Source organism: Paenibacillus sp. 481, assembly GCF_021223605.1.
GTDB lineage: Bacteria > Bacillota > Bacilli > Paenibacillales > Paenibacillaceae > Paenibacillus_B.
The window spans coordinates 2,290,001-2,315,941 of the sequence record NZ_CP075175.1; the positions used below are offsets into that span (position 1 = coordinate 2,290,001).

Genomic DNA, 25,941 nt, shown 5'->3' on the forward strand with positions numbered 1-25,941 from the left:
GGCACTGTGTCCTGACGCGTATAAATTTGAATGCGACCTGTGAGGTCTTGAAGATGTGCAAAGCTTGCTTTACCCATGCCGCGCTTCGCCATAATGCGACCAGCGATACTAACTTCTATAGCTTGCTGCTCAAGATCTTCTTTAGTGAGTTCATTATATTTGTCCAAAATAGCTTTTGCTGTATGCGTGCGCTCGTATTTAGCACCGAACGGGTCAATGCCGAGCTTACGAAGCTCGTCCAGCTTGTTACGGCGAATTTGTAATAGTTCGCTCAACTCAATTTCTTGTGATTCGTCTTGATTGACTACATCCGTCATGAGTTCCACTCCTTCACATCATTAATGCAGCATATCGTAATGCACCGTCATATTTCATATACGGTGCAGAAAGCATGTTAATATAGATCGAATTACGCTGATGAACTTGCTAATCTAGTCAGTATCCAGAAGATATCGTTAGCGTTCGCTTATTATTATAGGCCATATACGGAAAAAAAGCTTCCCTACGGAAGCTTTTTTTGACCCGTGCCTGATATCCAGCTTAATGACGCTTAGATTAACGTTTAATGTCTATAATTTTGTATTGAATAACACCAGCTGGAACACTTACGTCCACAACCGTGCCGATTTGCTTACCTAAGATAGCCTTACCTACAGGGCTTTCGTTCGAAATTTTGTTTTTCAACGGATCCGACTCTGCTGTGCCCACAATTGTATATTCCATTTTATCGCCGAATTCCAAGTCCTCAACAACTACCGTCGAACCAATGCTCACTGCATCTGTATCGATATCGTCGTTGTTGATGATGCGTGCATTACGAAGCATTTTTTCAAGTGTAAGAACACGACCTTCAATAAACGCTTGCTCGTTCTTTGCATCTTCGTACTCGGAGTTCTCGCTAATATCCCCGTATCCAATGGCGACTTTAATTCGCTCTGCCACTTCGCGGCGCTTTACGGATTTGAGATGATCAAGCTCTTCCTCCAACTTTTTCAGCCCGTCTTGGGTCAGAATGACTTGTTTATCGCTCATCTTACCGATTCTCCTGTCATGATCATTATTTTCGCAAACTAGCGCTTTAAGATCTACAAGCATGTAATCCAGATAGCGGTTGCGAATGCCTTACTCCATCATATGGCGCCCACTCCATATAATGACTCCTTAGAACGCTTGTTGAGTGCTTCACATCCAAAGGGAAATACACACCAAGGTCCGAGGCGAATTATCTAATGCTGAATTATATGGGATGGATTTGCAAAAGTCAATTAGATCACACACATGGGTGAAAACGCTTCACAGCGTTGTGCAGAACCGCATTTACGCTAAACCTTGCGTATACGCTCTTTTATCGTTTTTCCACCAATTGTAATCAGCACTCATTTTTCATATGAAATTAGCTGTTTCTTTACGATTTATGACGATCGAATTCGCCTTGATTAACTTGGTCGACATAATGCTCCATCATTCGCACCACTTCATCACGACGTGTTTCTTCCATAATGGCATCTTTCACGCGAGCTGCACCAGGCAGACCTTTCAAGTACCATGCTAAATGCTTACGCATTTCTTTAACTGCCACATGCTCACCTTTTAAAGCACACAGACGATCCATATGCACAATGGCAATACGCACTTTTTCAGCTGCGTCTGGATCTGGCAGCAATTGTCCTGTCGATAAATACTCAATTGTCCGGTAGAGCATCCAAGGATTGCCCAACGCCCCGCGACCAATCATAACGCCATCGCAACCCGTTTCATCTAGCATGCGTCGCGCATCTTCTGGAGAAAATACGTCGCCATTCCCGATAACAGGGATGTTCACAGCTTCTTTTACTTGACGGATGTAGCTCCAATCCGCTGTTCCACTGTAGAGTTGCTCGCGCGTGCGACCGTGAACGCTGACCGCTTGTCCACCAGCGCGCTGAACAGCAAGCGCATTTTCAACGACAAAAATATGTTCGTCATCCCAGCCAATACGCATTTTGACTGTAACAGGCTTCTCTACGGCATCAACAACGGCGGAAACCATCTCATATATTTTTTCTGGGTTCAACAACCAACGTGCTCCAGCGTCACACTTTGTCACTTTAGGAACAGGGCAGCCCATATTAATATCAATAATGTCCGCATTGGAGTCCTTGTCGACGATTTTGGCTGCTTCTACAAGCGATTGACGATCCCCACCAAAAATTTGCAAGCTTAGTGGCTTTTCTCGATCATCTACGTACAGCATTTCGCGTGTACGCTCGTTGCCGTGTACTAGTGCCTTGTCACTGACCATTTCTGCGCAAACGAGTCCGGCACCGAACTCCTTCGCAATAAGACGGAAAGCAGGATTACACACGCCTGCCATCGGGGCAAGCACGACTTGGTTTTTCATTTCAATGTTAGCGATTTTCAGCAATTCGCTCACACTCCTTTCTCTTGTTGCACTTCATATATGGTTATTGTATGGTTATGGTCGAATTTGCCGAAAGGTCAGCTCTTCTTCAGAAACATTCAATACTTGAGATAACTTTAGAACTGTCTTTGTATCGACATTCCTATTTCCCCGCTCCATCTCGCCAAGCACTGCAACGGACAGCTGTAAAAGATCTGCCAATTGCTGTTGTGTCAATCCCTTTAGTTTGCGGAAAGCGCGGATCCGTCTGGCCATTTGCAAGGACTCCACAGCCGAATCCCTTCCTTTCCTTCCAGTGTTCCCAGCGCTTGCTGCACGAATGCGTCTAATGCTTGCGCTTCAACTGAAATCACGTCGGCAAGCGGCACTAATACAAAGAGCCGCTCAGCGATTCGAGGATGCGGTAAAGTTAACATCGTTGTATCCATCGTACAACCTTCCACCCATAACAAATCTAAATCTATGCTGCGTGGTCCCCAACGAACTTCGCGAACACGACCAAGTTGCAGCTCTACATCTAACATATAGCGAAGCAAAGCTTCAGGATCTAGTGAGGTACGTACACGGACTGCCATATTTAAAAAGGCAGGCTGCTCCTCGTAACCGACAGGATCCGTTTCATACAGTGGGGAACTTTGCTCAATGAGTATCTCCTGATGTTCGCTCAGTTTACTCAACGCTGCATAAAGGGTCTGTTCACGTTCTCCAATGTTAGCACCTAATGCAATATACGCCTCTACGGTACCACTCGTCAACCTTTGGCCACTTCCCCATTGCTGTGTCATCGATTACGCCCCGCTTTCATCGGGTGAATCTTCACGTGCACGCGTAATTTGAATCGTTACACCTGCATAGTGAATGTCGAATGGCGGATGTGGTTTAGTGACGCTAACTGTCGCTTCATGAATAAGCGAATACGTATCAAGCAAATGTTCGGCTACTCGCTCTGCCAACGTTTCAAGCAGTTGAACAGACTCCCCTTCCATAACCGACTTCACACTGTAGAACAACTCAGCATAATTAACGGATTTGGTTAGGTCATCGGTCAATCCCGCTTCCCGAGTATCCACCTGCAAATCGAGATCGACGTACCAGCGTTGTCCCAAAGCTCTCTCTTCTGCAAATACGCCATGCCGTCCGAAAAACTCCATTCGATGCAACTGCATACGGTCCGGTCGCACTACCTTCGTCTTCGCCATCTCTTCCACCCCTTATTTATTTAGTGATTTATACAAAATGGAATCGCACATCCGTGCGAGGCGAGCAATTTCCTGCACATCGTGCACGCGTACGATTTGGCAGCCTTGTGCAATACCTAAGGCTACTGTTGCAGCGGTCCCTGCGACAAGGTCATCTACTGGAAGCTGTAACGTTTCACGGATGAACCGCTTGCGTGAAGTGGCAAGCAATACAGGGTAACCGAGCTCAACCAATTCATCCAAATGGTGCATCAGTACAAGGTTATCATCATAATTTTTCGCAAAGCCAATTCCGGGATCTAACCAAATGTTCTCGTCACTTACACCAGCAGCATGGGCAATAGCCACACTTTCTAGTAAATCCTGCTTCACATCTTCGATATAATTCGAGTAATTCCATTCCTGTCGATTATGCATCAGTATAATCGGGCATCCATAGGCAGCGGCTACGTGTGCCATTTGTTCGTCCTTTTTACATCCCCACACATCATTTAAAATATACGCTCCGGCTTCTAGAGCTTGTCTCGCAACTTCTGCCTTATACGTATCTATGGATATCGGGATATGCGGAAATTGTGCATGAAGTGCCTCGATAACCGGAATAACGCGCCGCAACTCTTCCTCGACATCGACCGGGGCGTGACCTGGACGTGTGGATTCGCCGCCAACGTCAATAATATGTGCGCCATGCTCAATCATGATTTGTGCATGAGCAACTGCTTCTTCTAAACGATTATGACGCCCTCCATCCGAGAATGAATCAGGTGTAACGTTTAAAATACCCATAATCAAAGTTTGTTGTCCTAGTTCAAGCGTAGTGCCTCTATAGTTATATGTTCTATTTAAAAATGATGGTTGCAGTACCATATGACTAACTCCTCTTTAGCTCACTCACCACGGACTGCCTTATCGTCAACATGTGACTGAGCTTGCTTCTTATTCATCTTCGTCTCGCAAAGCGGCACTACGATATGCGGTTAATAAGCTCGATGTAATCGGCCCAATCTGACCGCTACCTATTTCCGTGATCACCTGCTCTGTATCAATAAGCTTCGTTATAGGCACTAACTCTTGAACAGATGTCGTCATAAACACTTCATCAGCTTCTAATAGGTCTGCCCATGTATACATGCCCTCATGCGTCTTTATACCTAAGCGCCATGCAAGTTCTAAGACGAGTCCGCGAGTAATACCTGGCAAAATGCCCGTGTCTACACTTGGTGTATACAACTCTCCTCGCTTGATGAACAACACGTTGCTCACAATCCCTTCCGTGAGGAAGCCATGTTCATTAAGCATTAGACCTTCTGCTCCCTGTAGAGCAGAGGGAAGTGAAGCAAGTTCACGCTTCGCGATAATATTGTTCATATAGTGACCCGATTTGAAACGTATCGTTGATTCTGGGCTGTTGCGACGGGTGCGGAGTAGCTGTAGCGGCTTGCCTGTATCGTAGAGTTGATCGAGCACGACAGGGAGCGGTTTCGCAAAAACGATCGTCATCGGTCTTGAATAGTCGCCGACAGGCAGACCGAATTCATTCTCCCCTGCGCTTATTGTATAACGAACATAAGCTTCGGCAAGTCCATTCGCAGCCATAACATCTTGGATATGCTTGCGCGTTGTCTCTAATTGAAGCTCATAACTAATTCCGAGCGATTCACAAGCCGAAGACAATCGTTCCAAATGTCTTCTCAAAAGAAACGGTCGTCCATTGTATGTCCGCATCGTTTCAAACAAGGTCATTCCGTACAAAAAGCCGTGATCCATTACGGGAATCACGGCCTCCTTTGCTGGCTGCAGCACCCCGTTCCACCCGACAACGTTCATGTTATTTGCCTACCTTTGTTTGCAAAAAGTTGCGCAATATTTGATGCCCGTGATCAGTAATAATCGATTCAGGGTGGAATTGGACACCTTCTATAGGATATTGCTTATGACGCAGGCCCATAATTTCACCTTCGGCCGTTTCTGCTGTAATCTCCAAGCAGTCCGGCAACGTCTCGCGATCCACGATTAGGGAATGGTAGCGAGTTGCTATAAATGGACTTGGCAAGCCTGCAAATACGGACGTACCTTGATGTTGAATGGGAGACGTCTTGCCATGCATGAGTCGTTCAGCACGGACGACATTGCCGCCAAACGCTTGTCCAATCGATTGATGGCCAAGGCATACACCGAAGATCGGGATGATGCCTTTAAAATGATTAATAACTTCTAGCGATATACCTGCCTCATTAGGTGTACATGGCCCTGGTGAGAGCAGCAGGTGATCGGGCTGCAATTGCTCGATGCCTGCAATATCAATTTCGTCATTGCGAAATACTTTTACTTCTTCGCCAAGCTCTCCTAAGTATTGCACCAAGTTATACGTAAACGAGTCATAGTTATCAATGACGAGTATCATTGGGGGTCACCTCTCCTGTGCGCATTCACGCCATCGTATTATATTAAATGTATAGGTTCATTAATAATAAAGCTACGAATAATGCTATAAAAAAAATTGAAAAAGATATGGATTGCGTTACAAACTAAACGGCGTTCCCGTTCAAGGATCTGATTGGTTACAGCTAGTATAATCAAAGGCGGGAACAATGAAAAGAGAGAGCTTTGTCGCTGTTTGTCGGATATAACAAAAATCCTCGCTGCGCGAGGCAGACGATACAGTTCGTCGGCACTCTTTCGTTGCGAGGATATTGCAATACGTTCTATTATACGCTACACGTAGCGTTTCAATTAGTTGTCGAAATTGAACAGCGGCGTACTCAAGTAACGTTCGCCATTGCTCGGCACGATAGCGACGACGCGCTTGCCTGCGCCAAGCTCTTTCGCGACTTGCAGGGCAGCGTGGATAGCTGCGCCGGAAGAAATACCAACGAGCAAACCTTCTACCTTCGCCACTGCGCGTGCAACCTCGAAAGCAACCTCATTTTCAACCGGAATAATTTGATCATAAATTTCACGGTTCAAAATTTCAGGTACGAAGTTAGCACCAATACCTTGAATCTTGTGCGGTCCTGGCTGGCCGCCGGACAGGATAGGCGAAGCGGCTGGCTCAACGGCTACAACGCGCAGGCCTGGGAAGTTGCTCTTCAACACTTCACCAGCACCAGAAATCGTACCGCCTGTACCGATACCTGCTACAAACGCATCCAGCTTGCCATCGAGGGATTGAATCGCTTCGACGATTTCTGGACCTGTCGTTTCAATGTGGACCTTAGGGTTTGCTGCATTTTTAAATTGTTGTGGCATAAAGTAGTTAGGGTTCTCAGCCGCCAACTCCTCCGCTTTGCGTACAGCACCGTTCATGCCTTCAGCACCCGGAGTTAAGACCAACTCAGCTCCGTAAGCGCGCAGCAAGTTGCGACGCTCAACGCTCATTGTCTCTGGCATCACAAGAATCGCTTTGTATCCTTTAGCCGCTGCAACGAGAGCGAGACCGATTCCTGTATTGCCGCTCGTTGGCTCGACAATAGTATCTCCAGGTTTCAACACACCTTCTTGCTCTGCTACTTCGACCATGCTAATTGCAATACGGTCTTTTACGCTTGAACCTGGGTTCTGATACTCCAGCTTCACATAAATCTCTGCACTACCCTCTGGTACGATGCGGTTAAGACGTACAAGCGGCGTATCCCCAATCAATTCGGTTACATTGTTCACGATTCTTGCCATTGCGAAGCCCCTCCCATAATTATACCTGTTTGTGTATTATTTCCGACTAAGTAACTAGGTTTTATTCGATCTTAGCAATCGCAGAACGGAATGTCAACAACTGAATTTGAAAAATGTGGATTATGGGCGTTGTTCCACAGGGCTTTCATCAGCACGCACACAACGAAGCGGTGTAATACAAGGGTATCCTCCTTGTTCATGAACGATCGCTTCGATTTGAAAAACGTCGCGAAATAGTTCAGGACTGAACAACTGTCTAGGTGGACCGTCGGCCACGACACGCCCTGCCTTCATGACGACGAGCCGATCGGTATATTGGGCTGCTTGATTAATATCGTGCAGCACCATGATGATTGCGATACCGTGCTTACGGTGCAGCATCCGCACATGCTCCATCAGCTCTAGTTGATGAGCGATGTCCAAATATGTCGTTGGCTCGTCTAACAGCAGCAGACGTGGTTGTTGAGCAAGCGCCATTGCTAGCCATGCGCGCTGCCGTTCCCCGCCAGATAGCGTATGCAGTTGGCGTTGCGCCATTCGCTCGACGCGCATCGCTTCCATCGCCCAGCGCACAATGTCCGCGTCTTGCTCAGCTTGACGCATCGCAAAACGTCGATACGGCCGCCGCCCAAAGTGGACGAGTTCCTCAACGGTCAGCTGCACATCCATTGGTGGTGCTTGCTGTACCATCGCCAACTGCTCTGCGATATGGTTGCTGGGCAGTTGGCTTAACGGCTTACCGCTTAAGTAGACAGCACCGCCATTAGGTTGAAGCAAACGGGCCAGCACCCTTAACAAGGTAGACTTGCCCGAACCGTTTGGCCCAATGATGCTAATGGCCTCGCCACGCTCAACGGACAATCGAATACGGTCTAATCGGAAGCCACCCGCGCCCGACTCACGAGCATATTCAATATTTTCGGCTTCTAACAAGGCAACGCTTCCTTCGGGATAAGGAAGCTTATCTGATTTACCCACGTATCGTCTCTCCTTTCCGTAATAGATAAAGGAAGAATGGCCCGCCTAGCAGCGCGAGCAATATGCCGACAGGCATTTCTGTCGGTTCAAATGCTGTGCGCGCGACCGTATCAGCAGCCACGGTGAGCAATGCCCCGCCTAACGCTGAGGCAGGGAGCAAATATTTGAGGTTGCTCCCCATAATCATGCGCACGATATGCGGCACAACGAGGCCGACAAAGCCGATAAGGCCCGCGGCGCTAACAGCAGCTGCTGCCAACAACGCGCTGACAGCAATGACGAATAAGCGGCTGGCTTCAGCATTTTGCCCTAGTAGCTTTGCCGTGTCATCGCCAAGCATGAGCAAATTGGCTTTATGCCCCGCCCAAAACGATAGCACGAGCCCCACCACAAAATACGGCATAATCATTTCGACATGCACCCAACTACGGGATGCAAGTCCGCCCATTAGCCATGGCAATGCCGATTGCACACGTTCACTGTATAACGTCATAACGGCAGAGGTAGCTGCACCTAATACGGCATTCACAGCAACCCCAGCCAAAATAATGCGTAGGACAGAAGCCCCTTCTCTCCAAGCTAGTACGTATATAACGAGCATGGATATCATTGCCCCAATAAAAGCACCTAGTGGTACAAGGTGCATCCATTCAGGAAAAGCCAGTGTAATAAGCACTGCGGCAAAGCCTGCTCCAGAACTTACACCAATCAATCCCGGGTCTGCGAGCGGATTGCGCATTACGCCCTGTAGCAATGCGCCCGCAATACCGAGGGCGCAACCGATACATAGTCCGAGCAAAATGCGTGGCAAGCGAATGTTCCATACAATTTGTGTAGCCAAATGAGAGGCTTGTTCGGGTCCGAAAAGTGCAGCGTAAACTTCTTGTAGTGGAAGTCGAACAGCACCCACCATCAGGGATACAAAGAAAATTGCGGTCAGCCCCACTGTTAACACAGTGAAGACTGCCGCGCGTCGCTTAGCCCAAGCTTGTTTCATTGTTGCTTAACCTTTAATGCTTGCTGCAATGTCGTTAAAGCTTCTCCCACTTTGGTTCCCGGATTCGTACCGAATAAGGTCGCTGGCAACACAACAATTTTCCCAGCACGCACAGCCGCGAGATTTTTCCACGCTGCATTCTGCTCCATTTCCTTCGTAAACGATTTTTTCACTTCTTCTGGATTGCCATGTGTTAATAAGAAAATAATGTCTGGATTGGAGGCAACTACGTTCTCAACGCTTAGTTCAGCGTATTGGGTGTACTGTTTTAGCTGCGGATAGTCAGATGCTACATTTGTCCCACCAGCTAGTTCAAGCAAGTTACCAGGCAAAGAGGTCGGCAAAGCCGCGGCAAAACTGCCTGGCGCTCCGTACACAAGCAATGCTTTTGGAGCTTTGGCTTGCGCTGTTCCTTTAGCCGTATCGATGACGCTTTGAATTTGAGCTGTAACTTTGACTGCTTCATCTTTACGATTCGTAAGTTCTCCAATAAGGGCAATGGATTTCAAAATATCTTGCACCGAGTTCGCTTGCGTCAAAATAACTTTCGTTTGAATCGCTTCAATAGCCGCGACTTGTCCTTCATGTACATCTTTGCTCGCAATTACAACATCCGGCTTAGCAAGTGCAATTTTTTCAATGCTGGCCTGATGCCCCGACACAACTTCGATCGCATCTTTAGCTGCTTCGGGAGATACTTTTCCACGGAATGATGGACGGCCTACTGCTTGGCCACCAAGTGCGTAAAGTACATCGAGATCACCCTTTGTAAGCACCACGATCCGTTCAGGCACTTTTTCAAACTCAACTATGCGGCCAGCCATGTCGGTAATTTGCAATTTGCCCTTAGCTGCTGACGTGTTTGACGCTGGTTTCGTTTGTGCTTGTGGTTGATTCTGTGTAGTAGTTGTTGCAGCCTGTCCTTGAGATGTGTCGTTCGAGGAAGATGTTCCGGCTGTTCCGGTAGAACAACCGACCAACCATGATAATGAGATGACGGCAGCCAACATGAAGATGGAACGCTTTAAGTGAGCAGATAGAAGCTTCTTTCGGGTGGGAGCTTCTTTTGTATGTAGATTGGACATGAGTTATAATCCCTCTTTCTGTTCAAGGTAAAGTAAATAGCATTTAAGTAAATGATAATAGTTATCAACGATACGCATACACGAATTATATTGATAATGATTATCAATGTCAATTAAATTGTAGTAGACTTGTATATTTTTTGCTAAGGGTTGTATTGACAGAACTATTTTTCAGAAAATAAAATAATGGCAGCAGTAAATACTAAACGTTTAGTATAAAACATTTTCTATTTGTTGAGGTGGTTAGGTGACTAGATTGATGGTGCTCGGACTGTTGCTCCAACAAGGACCGATGTCAGGCTATGAGATGCAATCCATGATGCAATCGGGGGAAACCGATACGTGGGCAGGCGTATTTCCTGCTTCTATTTATCATGCTTTACGTAAGCTGAATGAGGAAGGATATGTCGAACTGGAACATGTCGAGAAAACAGGGAATCGTTCTAAGGCGATTTATCGCATAACGGAGGCAGGTAAGGAGGAGTTTCAAAAGCTGCTGCTCGCTTCCGTTGCAAAATGTTCGGTTGAGTTACCTACTGAGCTCTATACCGCTTTGACTTTTCATGCAGCCGATGATGTATCGATGATTGCTTTAGAACGTGCGTTGGATGAGCAGGAGCAAGTCATTGTGAAGATGCGGCAAAAAATGAAAAATGGGCAAGAAGCGAAAGCCGAGCATATGGTCATCCCGCAGCATGTCTTGCTTATTTTTGAAAACATTTATGCGCAATATGAGTTGCAGTTGCAAATGATCCAACAGGTAAGAGACTTCTTATCTACTAAATCCAATAAGGAGAAATAACGATGAGCGAACAGGAAAAAGTGGATATGCGCTTGCGGCGAATGCGGACAGCTGCTCTCTGGGTCGTTGGGATCGCCGTGTTTACGGATATGCTGATTTACGGACTAATTGTACCGATACTTCCACACTACTCGTCTATGCTCGGAGCATCGCAAAGTGCGATCGGCCTCTTGTTCGGAAGCTATGCCGCGGCGCTATTGCTGGCGACGCCGATTATGGGCGTGTGGTCTGACCGCGTTGGGCGAAGGATACCGATGATTGTAGGTTTATTCGGCCTAGGTGCAGCCACGCTGTTGTTCGGATTTAGCGAGCAATTTGAATGGCTTATCGTTGCACGCGTCTTGCAAGGAATCGCCGCGGCAGCAACGTGGACAGCGGGGCTTGCTCTGCTCGCTGATCTATATCCTGCGGAGCAAAGAGGGCGGGCTATGGGTATTGCCCTTTCCGGTCAGGCCGCAGGTATGCTGCTCGGGCCTACTATCGGCGGCTGGCTGTATGAGTGGGGAGGATATACACTACCGTTTATTGTCGCCGCCTTATTGGCGTTTATCGATGGTGGGCTGCGCATATTTTTGCTACGCGAACGCGAACCTTCATTATCTACGGCATCTTTAGCCGATGGGGCCTCTGTTCCATTCGATGCCTCGACCAAGCCTAAAATGGGATCTTTATTGCGCAAGCCACAAATGCTACTGCTTACAGGAACGATTGTGATTGGAGCAGGGATATCTGCTTCATTAGAGCCCACCCTGCCGCTCTATTTACATCAGCAATTTTCATCAACAGCTGCAACTATCGGCATGTTGTTCGCTATTCCTACTATCGCGTACGGTGTATGCACACCTATTATAGGCGGATTGTCACTTCGAATTGGGGGTACAAGAACGAGCATAATCGGGATGCTTATTGCAGCAGTCGTATTACCCTGCCTCACGATCACCAATGCGCTAGCTGTCGTCTGCTTACTGTTAGCACTGCTCGGTATTAGCTTTAGCTTAATTCTTACACCCACTTTGCCTGCGCTCGCCAGTTTGGCGGACGATCACGGATCACATGCTTATGGACTTACATTTGCCGTCTATAATATTGCGTATTCCGCCGGAATGTTTATTGGACCGACCGCAAGCGGCTGGTTAACTGAACAGTACACTTTTTTGTGGGCATTAATTGTACTAGGTTTCCTATCTGCTTTTTACGCTCTACTACTGATCCTTAAATCTAAAAAGAGTTCATATACGGCAAAATAAATACAAAAAAGGGACAATCGCAAGGGCAAGCTGATGACTTGCTCTTGCGGTTATCCCTTCCACGTTACCTTACTACACTAGCTTGACACATTATCTTGCCACATTAAAACGTAATTATATCCCGTTGTTCGAATCTGATGACAAATAAATAGCCGCCTTATGTTTTTCTCGGAGCGCATCTTCCACTTCAGGAAGTGGACGCGCTTTAGATAAAGCGATATCCCGTCTCACTTGTTGACGAACGATAGCGCTCTCTAAAGGTTCTGCTTCCTTTTTCCCCGTCAACTGAACGATTGCATATCCATCATCTACGCGGATAGGTTCAGATACTCCGCCAATGTCCAACTGTTTGGCTGCTTCTAGTTCGGCTGCACTAACAAATGGGTCATCCTCGTCGATCCAACCCAATTTACCACCCTGCAAGGCAGAAAATGCATCGTTAGAAACTTGCTCTGCTAACGACTGGAACAATTCGCCTTTACTAATCCGCTCTAATACGCCCCTAGCCTCACGCTGTGTAGACACAACGATATGTGACAATTCCAACTGATTCACAGGAACATAAATGTCCGCATGATCTCGTAAATGGCGATCAATTTCATCTTCTGTAACGGCTACATCAAAGGTAGCAATTTTCTCTAATAACAATTTGTCGGACAGATCTGTCCGAATTTGAGTGGGCGTCATGCCCAGCTGCTGCTTCATCGCCTCAAAGTATGCTTGCTCACTCTCATATCCTGCCATGCGTCGCTTTAGTTCCAGCTCTACTTCGTCTGGTGTGATGTCGATACCAAGCGTCGCTGCTTCTTTAACTGCTGCCCGAGATGTTAACATCTCTTCCAGCACTAAATAACCGTATTGACGCTCCAGTTCGGCATCCCATTCAGCCTTTGTAACTTTCTCATCCCCCAAGGTTGCAACAACCGTTGAGGTATCGGGATGAGGACGTGCATCCGGCTTCGCTGAGGGTACATCGAGCCGAGAAATGAGAATACTTGCAAGTACAATTACGCAAGTAAATAAAACGATGATGCAGCCCCATAAGCTTTTGACTTCTTTCGTCATATTGCTTGCTTCCCTTACCCCATTATTTAGTGAAACTGACTTGTATATTGACTTGTATATTTACTTCTTTATTTGTTCTACCAATTCCTGCAATTGATCTTGATCAAAATGATAAGCTTCGTTGCAGAAGTGGCAGACGACTTCCGCTTTCTTCTCTTCAGTTATAATTCCTTGCAACTCTTCTACACCTAAGCTGATTAACGTCTTCTCGACGCGTTCACGGGAACACTGGCAACGGAACGAAATGTTCATCGTCTCCATAATTTGAACGTCTTTCGCGATCCAAGACAATAACTCGTCCGGTTCTGTGCCTTGGCTAAACAACGCAGACAGTGGCGGCAAGCTGCGAAGTGCACCGTCCAGCTGCGTAATCTCATCGTCAGTCAAGCCAGGCAGAAGTTGCAAAATGAACCCGCCTGCATTCATTACCGAGCCATCCGTATCCACGAGAATGCTCAATCCAACGGAAGACGGCGTCTGTTCGGAAGAAGCAAAATAATACGTAAAGTCTTCCCCAAGCTCACCCGAAATAATCTCGGAGCTACCGCTATAAGGCTCTTTCATTCCGAGATCTTTAATGACGTGGATAAAACCACTCGTTCCGACCGCACCTGCTACGTCGATCTTGCCTGCTTCATTGCTTGGCAAATGCACATCCGGATTTGTAACGTATCCACGAACTTCGCCTTGTGCGTTAGCGTCAACTACGATTTTACCAATCGGTCCATCGCCTTTAACTTGAATCGTGAGCTTTTCTTTGCCTTTAAGCATTGCTCCCATCATCGCTGCTGCTGTTACCGTACGGCCAAGTGCTGCTGTTGCCGTTGGCAAAGTCTGATGACGACGCTGCAATTCTTGCACCAGTTTCGTTGTGCGCACTGCAAAGATGCGTACTTTACCATTCAATGCGGTACCGCGTACTAATATATCCTCTTGTTCTTGCTCATGCTCTGTGTTGTGATCTAGTTGTATATTCGCTTCCATTGGAAACCTCCTGTTGCCTTACTTCATTAATGACGTACCCATTCAAAAAATAGTTACACTTGATTGCGATTATATATTAAGCGCAAACCTTCCAGCGTAAGTAGAGAATCAATATGCTCGATGGTCCGCGATTCGCTAGCAATAAGTTCAGCCAAACCACCTGTTGCAATTACTTTCGGCTTGGCGCCCAGTTCATCTGCAATCCGGTCAATGATGCCATCAACCTGACCCGCATATCCAAAAATAATGCCCGCTTGCATGGAGTGAACCGTGTTGCGTCCAATCACGGATTTCGGTTTCGTCAGTTCGATCCGCGGCAGCTTGGATGCACGCTGATACAGGGCCTCTGTCGAAATGCCGATACCCGGCATGATAGCTCCCCCCATATAGTCTCCCTTAATATCAATCACATCAAACGTTGTTGCTGTACCAAAATCAACAACGACGAGTGGTTGCTGGCCACCATATAAGTCCACAGCTGCTACCGCGTTAACGATTCGGTCAGCGCCTACTTCACGCGGATTTTCATAACGAATGTTTAAGCCTGTCTTCACGCCAGGTCCAACGATGATTGGTGTCTTGTGCAAATAGACCTCGCACAGAAGCTCCATCGTCCGCATAATCGGCGGCACGACAGAGGACAAAATAACACCTTGGATGTCACTTACAGACAAACGTGCCATAGCAAATAAATTATGAATCATAACTCCGTATTCGTCAGATGTTGCTTGACGATTAGTCGATAGCCGCCAGTGATGAAGCAGCGTCTCGTTCTGGTATACTCCGAGTACGATATTCGTATTTCCTACATCAACAACGAGTATCACGTATTTAACCCTCTTTCTTGGCGTTCAAATCCAGACTAATATCTAGCGCAGCGAACGAATAGGTCAAGGCACCAACAGAAATGATGTCCACACCCGCAAGCGCCTTTTCACGAATCGTATCAAGCGTCACTCCGCCCGATGCTTCTATACGTACATGAGGTGATGCAGCCCGAATTACAGTGACTGCTTCCTTCATTTTATCATTACTCATGTTGTCCAACATAATGATGTTGGCTCCTGCGGACAATGCTTCTTGAACCTGTTCCAGTGTCTCCGCCTCCACCTCGATGTTCATCGTGTACGGAATATGCTTGCGGGCACGAGCAACAGCTTCGGTAATGCCGCCTGCGCCTTTAATATGATTATCTTTAATCATAACACTATCATAGAGTCCAAAGCGATGGTTGGCTCCGCCACCAACCCGCACTGCATATTTTTCTAAGGCACGGTGCCCAGGTGTCGTCTTGCGTGTGTCAACCAACTTGACGTCCAAGCCGTCGAGTGCATTCACATAGGCCTGTGTCTTTGTCGCGATACCAGACATACGTTGCAGCAAGTTCAATGCAAGTCGCTCTCCGGTAAGAATGCTATGCGTGCTGCCTTCTACTTCAGCGATAACGGTACCTTTAGTGACCACGTCACCGTCTTGTACGAAGCTATTGAATACTAGTGAAGCGTCCACAACGTCAAAGACCATTTCTGCGACTGGAATACCAGCAATGATACCGTCTTCTTTGGCATGAATAATGCCTTTGGATTGATGTCCCTCCGGAATCGTGAACGCTGTCGTGACATCACCAGTGCCTAAATCTTCATGCAGCCAAGCTTGCAGTTGAGTTCGCAAAGCTAATCGTTCCACGCTAAACATCGTTGATTCTCTCCTCCGTTATTCCCCGCTCTCGATGGACGAGCGTATGCTTACGCCAATACTCGTCATCGCGTTCAGGGAAATCCTCACGATAGTGTGCTCCTCTACTTTCTTCCCGCCAATAAGCCGATTCGGTTACGAGCATCGCGCAAGTTAGTAAGTTAGCGAATTCAAACTCTTCGCGCTTCGTCAACTTTGCCTGGAAAAATGACACCTGACGCATCAGCTCGTCCAAACTTTTCATTAAGCCCTCTGCTGTACGGCGCAATCCAACCTGCCGTACCATCACCTTCTGCAGCTTCAAACGTCTTTCTACGACAGGCTGTGTTGGACAGTCGTGACGCTTGCCATCGTAACTTAGCTTCGGATCAAAGCTAAGCAGGGTACATATTTTCGGTTGTGGTGAAAGCTGTGAAATACGATCTACGATACGGCGACCGAATACAATTGCTTCGGACAAAGAGTTGCTGGCAAGTCGATTGGCACCGTGGACGCCTGTAGACGATACTTCACCACAGGCGAATAGGCGACGAATGTTGGTCTCGCCGTTCAAGTCTGTCTTGATTCCGCCCATCATGTAGTGGGCGGCCGGGGCGACTGGAATCCAGTCTGTCGTCATATCTAACCCATAGAGCATGCACGTATCATAAATGGTTGGGAAGCGATGTTTAATCAATTCCTCGGACTCATGGGTAATATCCAAATAAACAAAGGTCGATTTCGTAGCTTCCATCTCGCTTACGATAGCCCGCGCGACAACGTCGCGCGGCGCAAGCTCGAGCTGGTGATGATATTTTTCCATAAAACGTTCGCCCTTAATATTACGCAAGACAGCACCTTCACCACGCACGGCTTCGGACACAAGAAACCGCGGAGCGCCAGGATAACAAAGTGCTGTCGGATGAAATTGAACAAATTCCATATCTTGAATGTATGCCCCTGCACGGTAAGCCATAGCGATGCCATCACCTGTAGCGACTTCTGGATTAGTTGTATATCGAAACAACTGACCCGTGCCACCTGTGCACAAAATAGTCGCTTGACCCGATACAAATACCCGCTCACCATCAGGTCGCTGCACAATAACACCGTAGCATTCTCCTTGAGCAGATACTAAATCGATTGCAAAATGATCGTCCCACACGGTTACTTCGGGCAGACTGCTTACCTTTTCAGCTAGTGCTCGTACGATTTCAAAGCCTGTGGCATCACCATTGGCATGCAAAATACGACGATGACTGTGCGCCCCTTCTTTAGTCAGAGCAAGCTCCCCATTTTCGAGATCAAATGTCGTCCCCATGTCCATCAGCTCGCGCACTCCATCAGGCCCTTCATGAACGAGCACGTTTACGGCTTCCGGTGAACATAAACCGGCACCAGCCACTAACGTATCTGTTCGGTGATAGGCAGGAGAGTCTTCCTCTGCGATGACCGCTGCGATTCCACCTTGAGCATAACGGGTGTTACTGTCAAAAAGCGACTTCTTCGTAATCATGAGAACTCGCTGCTGCCTGCTGCTCGCTTTAATAGCGGCAAACAAACCTGCGATACCCGCACCCACTATGATAACATCTGTTTCAATATGAGGCAGTTCATCAAGTGAAAAATCGATCAAATACGGCGCGATCATATCCGTTCAGCTCCTACCTTGGCTTGTGAGCATATCTAGGCATAACTTATATTCAGAACGCAGACAGAAGAGTAGCGCATGCTACTTTACTTGTAACATGCGCTCCAAAGATAGACGTGCACGCTCAGCAACTTGCGACGGCACATAAATTTGCGGCTGCATCGTTTCGAGACATTTCACGAGTTTTTTCAAGTTGTTCACTTTCATGTTCGGACAAACTAGAAATCTTGTTGCGAAGTGAAACTCTTTATCTGGGCTATCTAAACGCAGTTGGTACCCTGTTCCGTCCTCTGTACCAACTATAAATTGTTTACAATCTGACTTTTTACAATATTCTAAAATGGCGGTTGTACTACCTACAAAATCACCGATTGCGACTACTTCTGGTCGACATTCTGGGTGAACCACAAATTGTGCATCCGGATACTTGGCCTTCATCTCATGAACATCCTTGACCGTTAGCATATCATGCGTATTGCAGTACCCTTCCCAAATGATTAACGGTTTTCCAGTCTTCTGCTGTACGTAGTGACCTAGATTTTTATCTGGTACCCATATAATTTCATCAGCATCCAACGACTCTATCACTTTAACTGCATTCGCTGATGTACAGCAAATATCAGTCTCTGCCTTAACATCAGCAGAAGAGTTAATATACGTTACAACTTTAGCGTTAGGATGCTGTGCTTTGAGTTTACGCAACCCTTCTACGCTAACCATATCTGCCATCGGGCAGCCGGCTCGTTCGTCAGGTATAAGAACAGTTTTATTAGGGGCAAGTATTTTAGCGCTCTCACCCATGAAATGTACGCCGCAGAACACGATGACTTCTGCATCAGTCTCTGCTGCTTTCTGAGCAAGCAAGAATGAATCACCGCGGAAATCCGCTACCTCTTGTATTTCATCTCTTTGATAGTAATGGGCCAAAATGATAGCATTCCGTTCTTTTTTGAGCTGCATTAATCGCTCGCGAAGTTCACGACTCTGCTCTTCTTTACGAGCCAATGCAAGTGCTTCTAACTGCACGCTGTCTTCCCCCTTGACCGTTATCATTAACACTAAATGTACACAACGCTCTGCAAAGTGTCAATTGAGAAAACAGGTCGTTTTAATCGCATTTCGGCATCATATTCACATCATTTTGGCATTGGTTCTGTAATTGAAATGACGACCACATCTAACTACCCCGAACTGCCTCCACACACTTATCAAAAAAAGAGCTGCCCATTAGCTGGACAGCTCTTTCAAAACCTGTGTTTAAAGCGCAGACACCAATCGGTGCATGATCATAATATTACGTACGATCGCCCTTTTTGTTGTCTTCGTTGTCACCGTTCGATTTAGTATCGTCCGGTTTATCTAAAGTAGACGGTTTAGCATCAACAGCGCCGTCTTGCTTCTGTTCGCTCGCGTTTGCTTCGTGATGATCCGTCTTAGCCGAAGAATCACCCTCCACTTGTGCGTCAGAAGAAGTGTTAGCTGAGTCTGCATCCTTGGAATCGTGGGCAGTAGCTTCATCTGATTCTGGCTTGCTAACCAGATTCACCTTCACATCGCCTGTTTGCTCCAATGTTTGCGTCGTCGCTTCTTCTTTGTCGTTCTCTTTCAGCTCACCGTTCTCGATAAGCTGTTTAATTTGCTCAAGCTCCAACGTCTCTTTTTCCAAGAGTGTGTTGGCGATCAAATGAACTTCCTTCATATGCTTGTTGAGCATATTACGAGCACGATCGTAGCAAGCGTTAATAATGTTCTGCATCTCTTGATCGATTTCGTACGCAATCGCGTCAGAGTAGTTCTGCTCGTGACCAAGGTCACGACCCAAGAATACTTCCCCTTGGCGATTACCGAACTGCAACGGTCCAAGCTTGTCGCTCATACCGTACTCCATAATCATCGAGCGCACGATACGCGTCGCTTGCTGGAAGTCACTGTACGCGCCTGTGCCGATTTCACCGATAAAGATTTCCTCGGCAACACGGCCGCCGAGCAAGCCTGTTACTTTATCCAGCAATTCTTGCTTCGTAACGAGCATGCGATCTTCCTTCGGCATCATGATGACATAGCCACCAGCTTTACCGCGTGGGATGATCGTTACTTTATGAACTGCGTCTGCATGCTCCAAGAAGTAGCCGAGAATCGTATGACCTGCTTCGTGGTAAGCGACAATACGCTTCTCACGGTCGCTAATCATGCGGCTGCGCTTCTCCGTACCTACGATGACACGATCAATCGCTTCATCCACGTCTTGCATGTTAATGTCTTTATGGTTTTTGCGAGCTGCAAGCAATGCAGCTTCGTTCAACAAGTTCTCCAAGTCTGCGCCTGTAAAGCCTGTTGTACGTTTCGCAATCGTATTTAATTTGACATCTTTGTTCAAAGGCTTATTGCGAGCATGTACATGCAGTACTGCTTCACGGCCTTTAAGGTCTGGACGGTCAACCGTAATTTGACGATCAAAACGACCAGGACGCAGCAATGCCGGGTCCAAAATATCAGGACGGTTCGTCGCTGCAACAATAATGATGCCTTCATTTGCACCAAAGCCATCCATTTCGACGAGCAATTGGTTCAAGGTTTGTTCACGTTCATCATGGCCGCCACCAAGTCCTGCGCCACGTTGACGACCTACTGCATCAATTTCATCGATGAAAATGATACATGGTGCGTTCTTTTTCGCATTTTCAAACAAATCACGTACACGTGATGCCCCGACACCGACAAACATCTCTACGAAGTCGGAACCGGAAATGCTGAAGAACGGCACGCCTGCCTCACCTGCTACAGCACGTGCAAGCAACGTCTTACCTGTACCTGGAGGACCGTTCAAGAGAACGCCCTTCGGAATGCGCGCACCGAGTGCTGCAAACTTGCGAGGATCTTTAAGGAACTCAACGACCTCAACAAGCTCTTGCTTCTCTTCATCTGCACCCGCAACATCTTCAAACGTAACTTTCTTCTTCTCTTCATTATAAAGTCTAGCTCGGCTCTTGCCGAAGTTCATTACTTTACCGCCGCCACCTTGGGCTTGATTAAAGAAGAAGAAGAACAGGATGAACATAATGATAAACGGAATAATTGACGTTAGAAACGTAAGCCACAGGCTCTGCTCCTCCATCTTCTTCACGTTGATCTTTAAATTCTCCTGACTCACACCCGCATTCATAATTTCTTCTACTGCCGGTGTGCTGTCTGGGATGTAGGTTACAAACTGCTTTGACTTTGCATCTTTGGGAAGCGTTTTGTATTTACCAACAACTAAGTAAGCTCGGCCTTCATATTGCATCGTCAGATGCTCTACGTTCTTAGCCGTAAGCTGCTTTCGGAACTGGTCATAACTCGGTGTATCTGTAGGTTCATTTCCGCTCCCAAGGAACTGGACAATGCCGACTACGACCAAAAAAAGAATCAGATAAAACCCTGAATTCTTAATTAACCTATTCATCCCCCAACCTCCTCTCAACGACACGAAATTATTGTATCATAGCACGTCTTACCATCACAACTTGACCATACAGATCGTGATAGCATCTAACTATTTTTCCGCGTCTGTGTAAATTTCAGGCTTCAAAACACCGATATACGGGAGATTGCGATACTTTTCAGCATAGTCCAAACCGTAACCAACGATGAATTCATCTGGAAGAACAAATCCTTTATAGTCCGCCTCCATATTCGCTGTACGGCGCGCTGGCTTGTCGAACAATGTTACGACACGAATTGAATTAGCTTTGCGACCTTGCAGAACTTCAATGAGATAGCTCAGCGTTAGTCCAGTGTCGATAATGTCCTCTACAATTAGAACATCGCGACCTTCTACCGATACATCCAAGTCTTTCAAAATGCGAACAACACCGGACGATTTCGTCGATGCACCGTAGCTTGAAACCGCCATAAAGTCCGTTTCGAGGTGAACCGAGACGTGTTTCACGAGATCAGCCATAAAAATAAATGCGCCTTTAAGCACACAAACAACGAGCGGAAATTTCCCCTCGTAGTCACGGCTGAGCTGCTCGCCCAAATCCTTTACTCTGGCTTGAATTTGCTCTTCGCTAAATACAACTTTCTCAATGTCGTTATGCAATGGTGGGCCCTCCTAGAATAATTACTAATACTTATGTGAACGATTATCGTTCCATGCGGTAGGTTTGACGAGCGAGTAATGTCAATCTCCTGCTGTTACGACGTCGGAGCAAATGCCCCGCCTTCCATATACATATGTAAGATGTGACGAGTAGATGGCTGAACAAGTGCGATCTCGGAACGACGCACTCCAGGCACCCATACGATATGTCCATCTGTGTCCGTTAGTATGGGAACGACATTTCGCATCGAGGGTGCGATTTTGGCATCAACGAACATATCTTGCACTTTTTTGCTGCCATTTAATCCTTTCACTCGCATACGGTCTCCTGGCTGCCGTGTCCGAATGGTCAGCGGCCAACGAATGTGATCTGCATCTAGGCTTATGGCCCAGTTGCCTCTATTCGTAGGGGCTACTGAATAACCCGAAACCAATTCTGATTCGGACTTCAATTCCGACTCGGATTCGAACTTCGATAGAAGCCACGACATATGCAAGACACCACCACTCCAAGGAATGGACAAATCACCCGGGATGTCAGTTCTATGTATTGTAAGGCTTGTGCTACCACGTACATCTGGGTCTTGCCCTGTACTTGGCTGCACATCTTGACGAAGCCACAGCAAGCGGTCATATTCACGCTGAAACAATATCCCTTCTGCTACATGCATGCGCCATGTTGTTGGCGCTTCTCGAAGAGATGCTTTACGCAGCGTTTCGATGAGGTCATAGTCCACCTGATCCGCTTCCCGTAAGAGATAATTTAATATTAGTTTAATCAACCTGCGTTGTAAAGCGACATGTACGTCAAGAAGCGCCTTACGCTCTAACGTAAAGCCAACGTTACCATGATCGCTATGGACCGATTCCGTACCTTTATCGTTACTAATCGCTTTAACTATGGATTGAAACAGCTTCTGCGTTTCATGCTCCATCCAATCATGATCGGCACGCATCGTTTCTGCTATACGGCATAGTGAGGTGGTAAGCTGGGGATTTTCCTGCTCCAGCACCGGAATAATGTCTAGCCGAAGGCGATTGCGAAAGTAGTCACGCTTCATATTGCTACTGTCCGAAGCATACGTAATGCTTCGCTCTTTGCACCAACGCAGCAGTTCTGCCTTCGTTAAGTGGAGGAGCGGTCGAACGAAGGCGATATGTTCCTCGTTTCGCTTCCACGCAATTCCACTAAGCCCGGAGCTACCAGCACCACGCAGCATGCGCATGAGTATTGTCTCTGCTTGATCATTCGCATGATGTGCAAGCGCAATGACGGTGGCGTTGTGCTTCTCCGCCACTTCCTTTAGAAAGGAAAAGCGCAGTGTTCTTGCAGCTGCCTGCGCATTCATGCCATGCTCCTGAGCATAGCCAGGCGCATCAACACGGATCATTTCACATGGCACACCAAGGCGGACTGCTTCTTCTGCGACGAGTTCTGCTTCGTCATCAGACTCCTCGCCACGAAAGCCATGGTGCACATGAGCGACAACGATACGCGGGAAAGGTAGCTGTGCGGCATGTGGCATCTCACCCGCCCCACATGTATTACCCGCTTCGTTCATTTTTCCTGCGCTGCCGACTGTACCGCTATCTTTACTGCTGCCCTTGCCTTTGCCTCTACTGCTCCCTATCTCGAGGCTTGAATTCAGCAGGTCTGTATCCAAGCTTGTATCTATGTTTGTGTGCCTGCCTGTATGTGGGCCTACATCTTCGCTATACATCTTCTGCATACTCACTAAAGCGTGCAGAAGCAACATCGAATCAGGGCCGCCTGAGACCGCCGCTACGATGGTTTCCCCTGGCAGCCATAGCTTATGCTGCGCAGCTGTGTCAGCTAACTGAATAATAAATTTCCGCCAACGGTATTCCGATGGGGAATATGTTCCCGTCATGCGGACCCTCCATTATATGTATATTATTTATTTTTATATATTACTCGATAGACTATGTCATGTTCCACAATTATTATTTTCTTTTCCTAATCTTATTGCAACTGTTGCTGCTAATACGCATCTGTCGCTACTCATGCAACTATTGCAGCTATTGCCACTATTGCGACTATTACGATTACTGCGGTCAACCTTGATCCCACAACCAGAACATAGCGCAAAACACAAGCAACATGATCGATAAAGCCAATGTCCATTTGACCCAAATAGGAGTCGGACGATAGGCTTTACTCGGAGTACGATACAATTGATGACTAATTTGCTGCCATAGCCGATACGCCTCATCTGTTGATGAAAATGTACCTTGTATCGCTTTTGTCAGCCATACTTCGTAACCCCTCAACACATGATGTTTGCGCACAATGTCCAGCAAATCTTCGCGGCTGCGCATTTGCGGCAGCTGTGTTTTTGCACGTTTTTTTAATCCCGCTTCATTTAAAGAATATATGGCGAGCACCGCGAAGGAGAACAAGTCATAGCTTGGTTCTGCTATCCGAGATCCGGCATGCCAAAAAGCACGGTCGTACCACACCGTAAATTGTTTGACACTGCGCCCGATCGGCGTTACTCCTCCGTAATCAACCAATTCTACCTCGCCATGCTCGCTCACCAATACATTTTCCGCCTTGATATCACCAAATACCCAGCCATTATGATGTAGCTCTTTCAGCTGCACAAGCAGCTTACCACCAATAAATCCGAACCAGTCCACGCCTCTTTTTCGCACATAAGATTTTAGCGTTATGCCCGGAACATAACGCATAATATAAAATGGCAGGCGTCCCACGTCAGTGTCCATGTCGTCGACATCGATCAGAAAAGAACGGGTACTGTTCTCAGCTACTCCAGCCCCTCCAGCTCCACCTGCATCAAGGTGACGCTGCTCTTCTCGCTTCTCCCTCTCTTGCTCCAATGAAGTTAGCGCGTTGATTTCAGATTGAAAATCAATCGCGTCACTACCAAACTTTAAGGCCAGCTGCTCCTTAGAATAGCCGCTACCACTGGATAATCGCGTCACTAAATACACGACGCCATTAGCTCCTCGACCAAGTGGCCTTTCTATGCGATAGGCCTGTCTGTTCCACACACCTGTTACGACCACGCCAGGAGATAGTGAAGGTAAACGAACCCCTTCAGCCGAGGTTTCCTCTTCTTTATTATGATGAAGAGGCTGTGCGGCTCTTCCCCCCACGGCTCTCCCGCTGACCCGACCGTTAAAGGGCTTGCCAGCCTGCATACGAATTCGTTTACTACTCGTGCGCGAGTGCCCTCCTCGCCTATGAGATTTTTTAAACGATGAAGTCACTCCACATCCCGTCCGTTCCTGTTCGTTCGTTTCGGCAGGAATCAGAATGGTTCCTGTTCCTGTCGATAAGATTATCGTCCTTTCTATCATATTGGTAATAATCGATAACTTTCAAGAGGGCAGGGCCTGTTGGTGTAGTTCCTCGCATATTTAATCGTTGAAATAGCCGTTTTACACGGCTTAAATCAGCCGTCCAATCTAAATCAAGCACCGCTTCCTCATCACTATGGGCACCCGGAAAATGAAATACAGCTAATTCGCTGTGGCCTGTGCGCGCTTGCAGGCTCAGCATTAAATCGCGTATCGCATCTTCCACCGCCGGTAGTTTAGGCTTCATACTGGCGCTCGCATCGATTAGCAACGCGATGCGCAGCGGTGATGTTTCACTCCATTCATCCATAACTCGGACGACCTCTGAACGTTGTGCAGGGGGAAGCATTTCAAGACGATACGATTCATCGGCATACGTGCCTTTCGTTTCTTGTGCTTCATGCCCGTGTACATGCGATCCCGTCGCTCCGAGAATATGTCTTAGTTCTTGATTCACAGCTTGATGAATCGTCTGAACAACTGTTTTTCGCGTCATCATTTGAATCGTTTGTGATAACTGGTTAGACTGAACGATACGACTTAATCCGCCCCCCGCTTGGGCGATATCCGCAATCTCAGCCGCTCCCAACTCACCGATCATGCCATAATCAACAATACCAACCACATTTACCGTAATGCCCTCCTCCCTCGCATGTGCGGCAGCTACGGCAGGCTGCACACCTACATTTGAACAACCATCTGTAATGAGCATAATTTGTCTTAGCATTGCGATGAACCCTCCCCAGCTTAGGTTAACAAC

At 47.2% G+C, this 25,941-nt stretch carries 26 protein-coding genes (1 of these 26 running past the window's edge); 2 read left to right on the plus strand and 24 right to left on the minus strand.

Going from position 1 to position 25,941, the window contains the following annotated elements; genetic code table 11:
• The 13 genes from lysS to KIK04_RS09965 form a co-directional block, all read right to left on the minus strand.
• Positions 1–317, minus strand: partial view of a lysine--tRNA ligase gene (gene lysS, locus KIK04_RS09905; protein ID WP_232278075.1) — the start only. 1,201 nt of this gene lie to the left of the window's left edge; 317 of the gene's 1,518 nt are visible here — the first part of the coding sequence; the start codon lies at positions 315–317; the stop codon falls past the left edge of the window.
• A gap of 238 nt (positions 318–555) precedes the next feature.
• Positions 556–1,032 carry a transcription elongation factor GreA gene (gene greA, locus KIK04_RS09910; RefSeq protein ID WP_232278076.1) on the minus strand — a complete coding sequence of 159 codons (477 nt, stop codon included), beginning with the start codon at positions 1,030–1,032 and terminating at the stop codon, positions 556–558.
• A gap of 373 nt (positions 1,033–1,405) precedes the next feature.
• Positions 1,406–2,404: a tRNA dihydrouridine synthase DusB gene (dusB, locus tag KIK04_RS09915; RefSeq protein WP_232278077.1), complete on the minus strand. Its 999-nt coding sequence runs from the start codon at positions 2,402–2,404 to the stop codon at positions 1,406–1,408.
• A gap of 51 nt (positions 2,405–2,455) precedes the next feature.
• Positions 2,456–2,656, minus strand: a complete 201-nt coding sequence (locus tag KIK04_RS09920; RefSeq protein WP_232278078.1) for a helix-turn-helix domain-containing protein — start codon at positions 2,654–2,656, stop codon at positions 2,456–2,458.
• Positions 2,623–3,186 (minus strand): 2-amino-4-hydroxy-6-hydroxymethyldihydropteridine diphosphokinase, encoded by a 564-nt coding sequence (folK, locus tag KIK04_RS09925; protein ID WP_232278079.1) that lies wholly within the window; start codon positions 3,184–3,186, stop codon positions 2,623–2,625. Before folK ends, KIK04_RS09920 begins: the two co-directional genes overlap by 34 nt.
• Before the next feature lie 3 nt (positions 3,187–3,189).
• Entirely contained in the window at positions 3,190–3,600 is a 411-nt protein-coding gene (folB, locus tag KIK04_RS09930; RefSeq protein WP_232278080.1) for a dihydroneopterin aldolase, read from the minus strand.
• Between the two features lie 12 nt (positions 3,601–3,612).
• Positions 3,613–4,467, minus strand: a complete 855-nt coding sequence (folP, locus tag KIK04_RS09935) for a dihydropteroate synthase (RefSeq protein ID WP_232278081.1) — start codon at positions 4,465–4,467, stop codon at positions 3,613–3,615.
• Positions 4,468–4,536: 69 nt separating this feature from the next.
• Positions 4,537–5,427 (minus strand): aminotransferase class IV, encoded by an 891-nt coding sequence (locus KIK04_RS09940; RefSeq protein WP_232278082.1) that lies wholly within the window; start codon positions 5,425–5,427, stop codon positions 4,537–4,539.
• Position 5,428: 1 nt separating this feature from the next.
• On the minus strand, positions 5,429–6,004 hold the full coding sequence (pabA, locus tag KIK04_RS09945; RefSeq protein ID WP_232278083.1) for an aminodeoxychorismate/anthranilate synthase component II: 576 nt from the start codon (positions 6,002–6,004) through the stop codon (positions 5,429–5,431).
• A gap of 329 nt (positions 6,005–6,333) precedes the next feature.
• Complete coding sequence (gene cysK, locus KIK04_RS09950; protein WP_232278084.1) at positions 6,334–7,272, minus strand: cysteine synthase A; 939 nt, start codon at positions 7,270–7,272, stop codon at positions 6,334–6,336.
• Between the two features lie 120 nt (positions 7,273–7,392).
• Positions 7,393–8,250 carry an ABC transporter ATP-binding protein gene (locus KIK04_RS09955; protein WP_232278085.1) on the minus strand — a complete coding sequence of 286 codons (858 nt, stop codon included), beginning with the start codon at positions 8,248–8,250 and terminating at the stop codon, positions 7,393–7,395.
• Positions 8,243–9,247: a FecCD family ABC transporter permease gene (locus KIK04_RS09960; RefSeq protein WP_232278086.1), complete on the minus strand. Its 1,005-nt coding sequence runs from the start codon at positions 9,245–9,247 to the stop codon at positions 8,243–8,245. The genes KIK04_RS09955 and KIK04_RS09960 overlap by 8 nt, the downstream gene beginning before the upstream one ends.
• Positions 9,244–10,332, minus strand: coding sequence for an ABC transporter substrate-binding protein (locus KIK04_RS09965; RefSeq protein ID WP_232278087.1), 1,089 nt, complete (start codon positions 10,330–10,332; stop codon positions 9,244–9,246). Before KIK04_RS09965 ends, KIK04_RS09960 begins: the two co-directional genes overlap by 4 nt.
• Positions 10,333–10,579: 247 nt before the next feature.
• On the opposite strand from KIK04_RS09965, the gene KIK04_RS09970 reads away from it, so the two are divergent.
• Entirely contained in the window at positions 10,580–11,134 is a 555-nt protein-coding gene (locus KIK04_RS09970) for a PadR family transcriptional regulator (RefSeq protein ID WP_232278088.1), read from the plus strand.
• Between the two features lie 2 nt (positions 11,135–11,136).
• Complete coding sequence (locus tag KIK04_RS09975) at positions 11,137–12,381, plus strand: MFS transporter (RefSeq protein WP_232278089.1); 1,245 nt, start codon at positions 11,137–11,139, stop codon at positions 12,379–12,381.
• 114 nt (positions 12,382–12,495) lie between these two features.
• Here the strand turns inward: KIK04_RS09975 and KIK04_RS09980 are convergent, their stop codons facing one another.
• The 11 genes from KIK04_RS09980 to KIK04_RS10030 all read right to left on the minus strand — a co-directional run bounded on the left by KIK04_RS09980 (position 12,496) and on the right by KIK04_RS10030 (position 25,908).
• Positions 12,496–13,446 (minus strand): peptidylprolyl isomerase, encoded by a 951-nt coding sequence (locus KIK04_RS09980; protein ID WP_232278090.1) that lies wholly within the window; start codon positions 13,444–13,446, stop codon positions 12,496–12,498.
• A 60-nt stretch (positions 13,447–13,506) separates the two neighbouring features.
• Positions 13,507–14,430: an Hsp33 family molecular chaperone HslO gene (gene hslO / locus KIK04_RS09985; protein ID WP_232278091.1), complete on the minus strand. Its 924-nt coding sequence runs from the start codon at positions 14,428–14,430 to the stop codon at positions 13,507–13,509.
• A gap of 53 nt (positions 14,431–14,483) precedes the next feature.
• A complete protein-coding gene (locus tag KIK04_RS09990) occupies positions 14,484–15,257 on the minus strand; it encodes a type III pantothenate kinase (RefSeq protein ID WP_232278092.1) in 774 nt (257 codons plus the stop codon).
• 4 nt (positions 15,258–15,261) lie between these two features.
• The gene (nadC, locus tag KIK04_RS09995; RefSeq protein ID WP_232278093.1) at positions 15,262–16,125 is read right to left on the minus strand and encodes a carboxylating nicotinate-nucleotide diphosphorylase; all 864 of its coding nucleotides are present in this window, start codon (positions 16,123–16,125) and stop codon (positions 15,262–15,264) included.
• A complete protein-coding gene (nadB, locus tag KIK04_RS10000) occupies positions 16,118–17,755 on the minus strand; it encodes an L-aspartate oxidase (protein ID WP_232278094.1) in 1,638 nt (545 codons plus the stop codon). Before nadB ends, nadC begins: the two co-directional genes overlap by 8 nt.
• An 81-nt stretch (positions 17,756–17,836) precedes the next feature.
• Positions 17,837–18,781 carry a quinolinate synthase NadA gene (gene nadA, locus KIK04_RS10005; protein ID WP_269671015.1) on the minus strand — a complete coding sequence of 315 codons (945 nt, stop codon included), beginning with the start codon at positions 18,779–18,781 and terminating at the stop codon, positions 17,837–17,839.
• A 268-nt stretch (positions 18,782–19,049) separates the two neighbouring features.
• Positions 19,050–21,197, minus strand: a complete 2,148-nt coding sequence (gene ftsH, locus KIK04_RS10010; RefSeq protein WP_232278095.1) for an ATP-dependent zinc metalloprotease FtsH — start codon at positions 21,195–21,197, stop codon at positions 19,050–19,052.
• A 90-nt stretch (positions 21,198–21,287) separates the two neighbouring features.
• Positions 21,288–21,836: a hypoxanthine phosphoribosyltransferase gene (gene hpt, locus KIK04_RS10015; protein WP_232278096.1), complete on the minus strand. Its 549-nt coding sequence runs from the start codon at positions 21,834–21,836 to the stop codon at positions 21,288–21,290.
• Between the two features lie 95 nt (positions 21,837–21,931).
• Positions 21,932–23,728: a tRNA lysidine(34) synthetase TilS gene (gene tilS, locus KIK04_RS10020; protein WP_232278097.1), complete on the minus strand. Its 1,797-nt coding sequence runs from the start codon at positions 23,726–23,728 to the stop codon at positions 21,932–21,934.
• Between the two features lie 184 nt (positions 23,729–23,912).
• Positions 23,913–25,022 carry a protein kinase domain-containing protein gene (locus KIK04_RS10025; protein WP_232278098.1) on the minus strand — a complete coding sequence of 370 codons (1,110 nt, stop codon included), beginning with the start codon at positions 25,020–25,022 and terminating at the stop codon, positions 23,913–23,915.
• Between the two features lie 52 nt (positions 25,023–25,074).
• Positions 25,075–25,908, minus strand: coding sequence for a vWA domain-containing protein (locus tag KIK04_RS10030; RefSeq protein WP_232278099.1), 834 nt, complete (start codon positions 25,906–25,908; stop codon positions 25,075–25,077).
• Between the last annotated feature and the right edge of the window lie 33 nt (positions 25,909–25,941).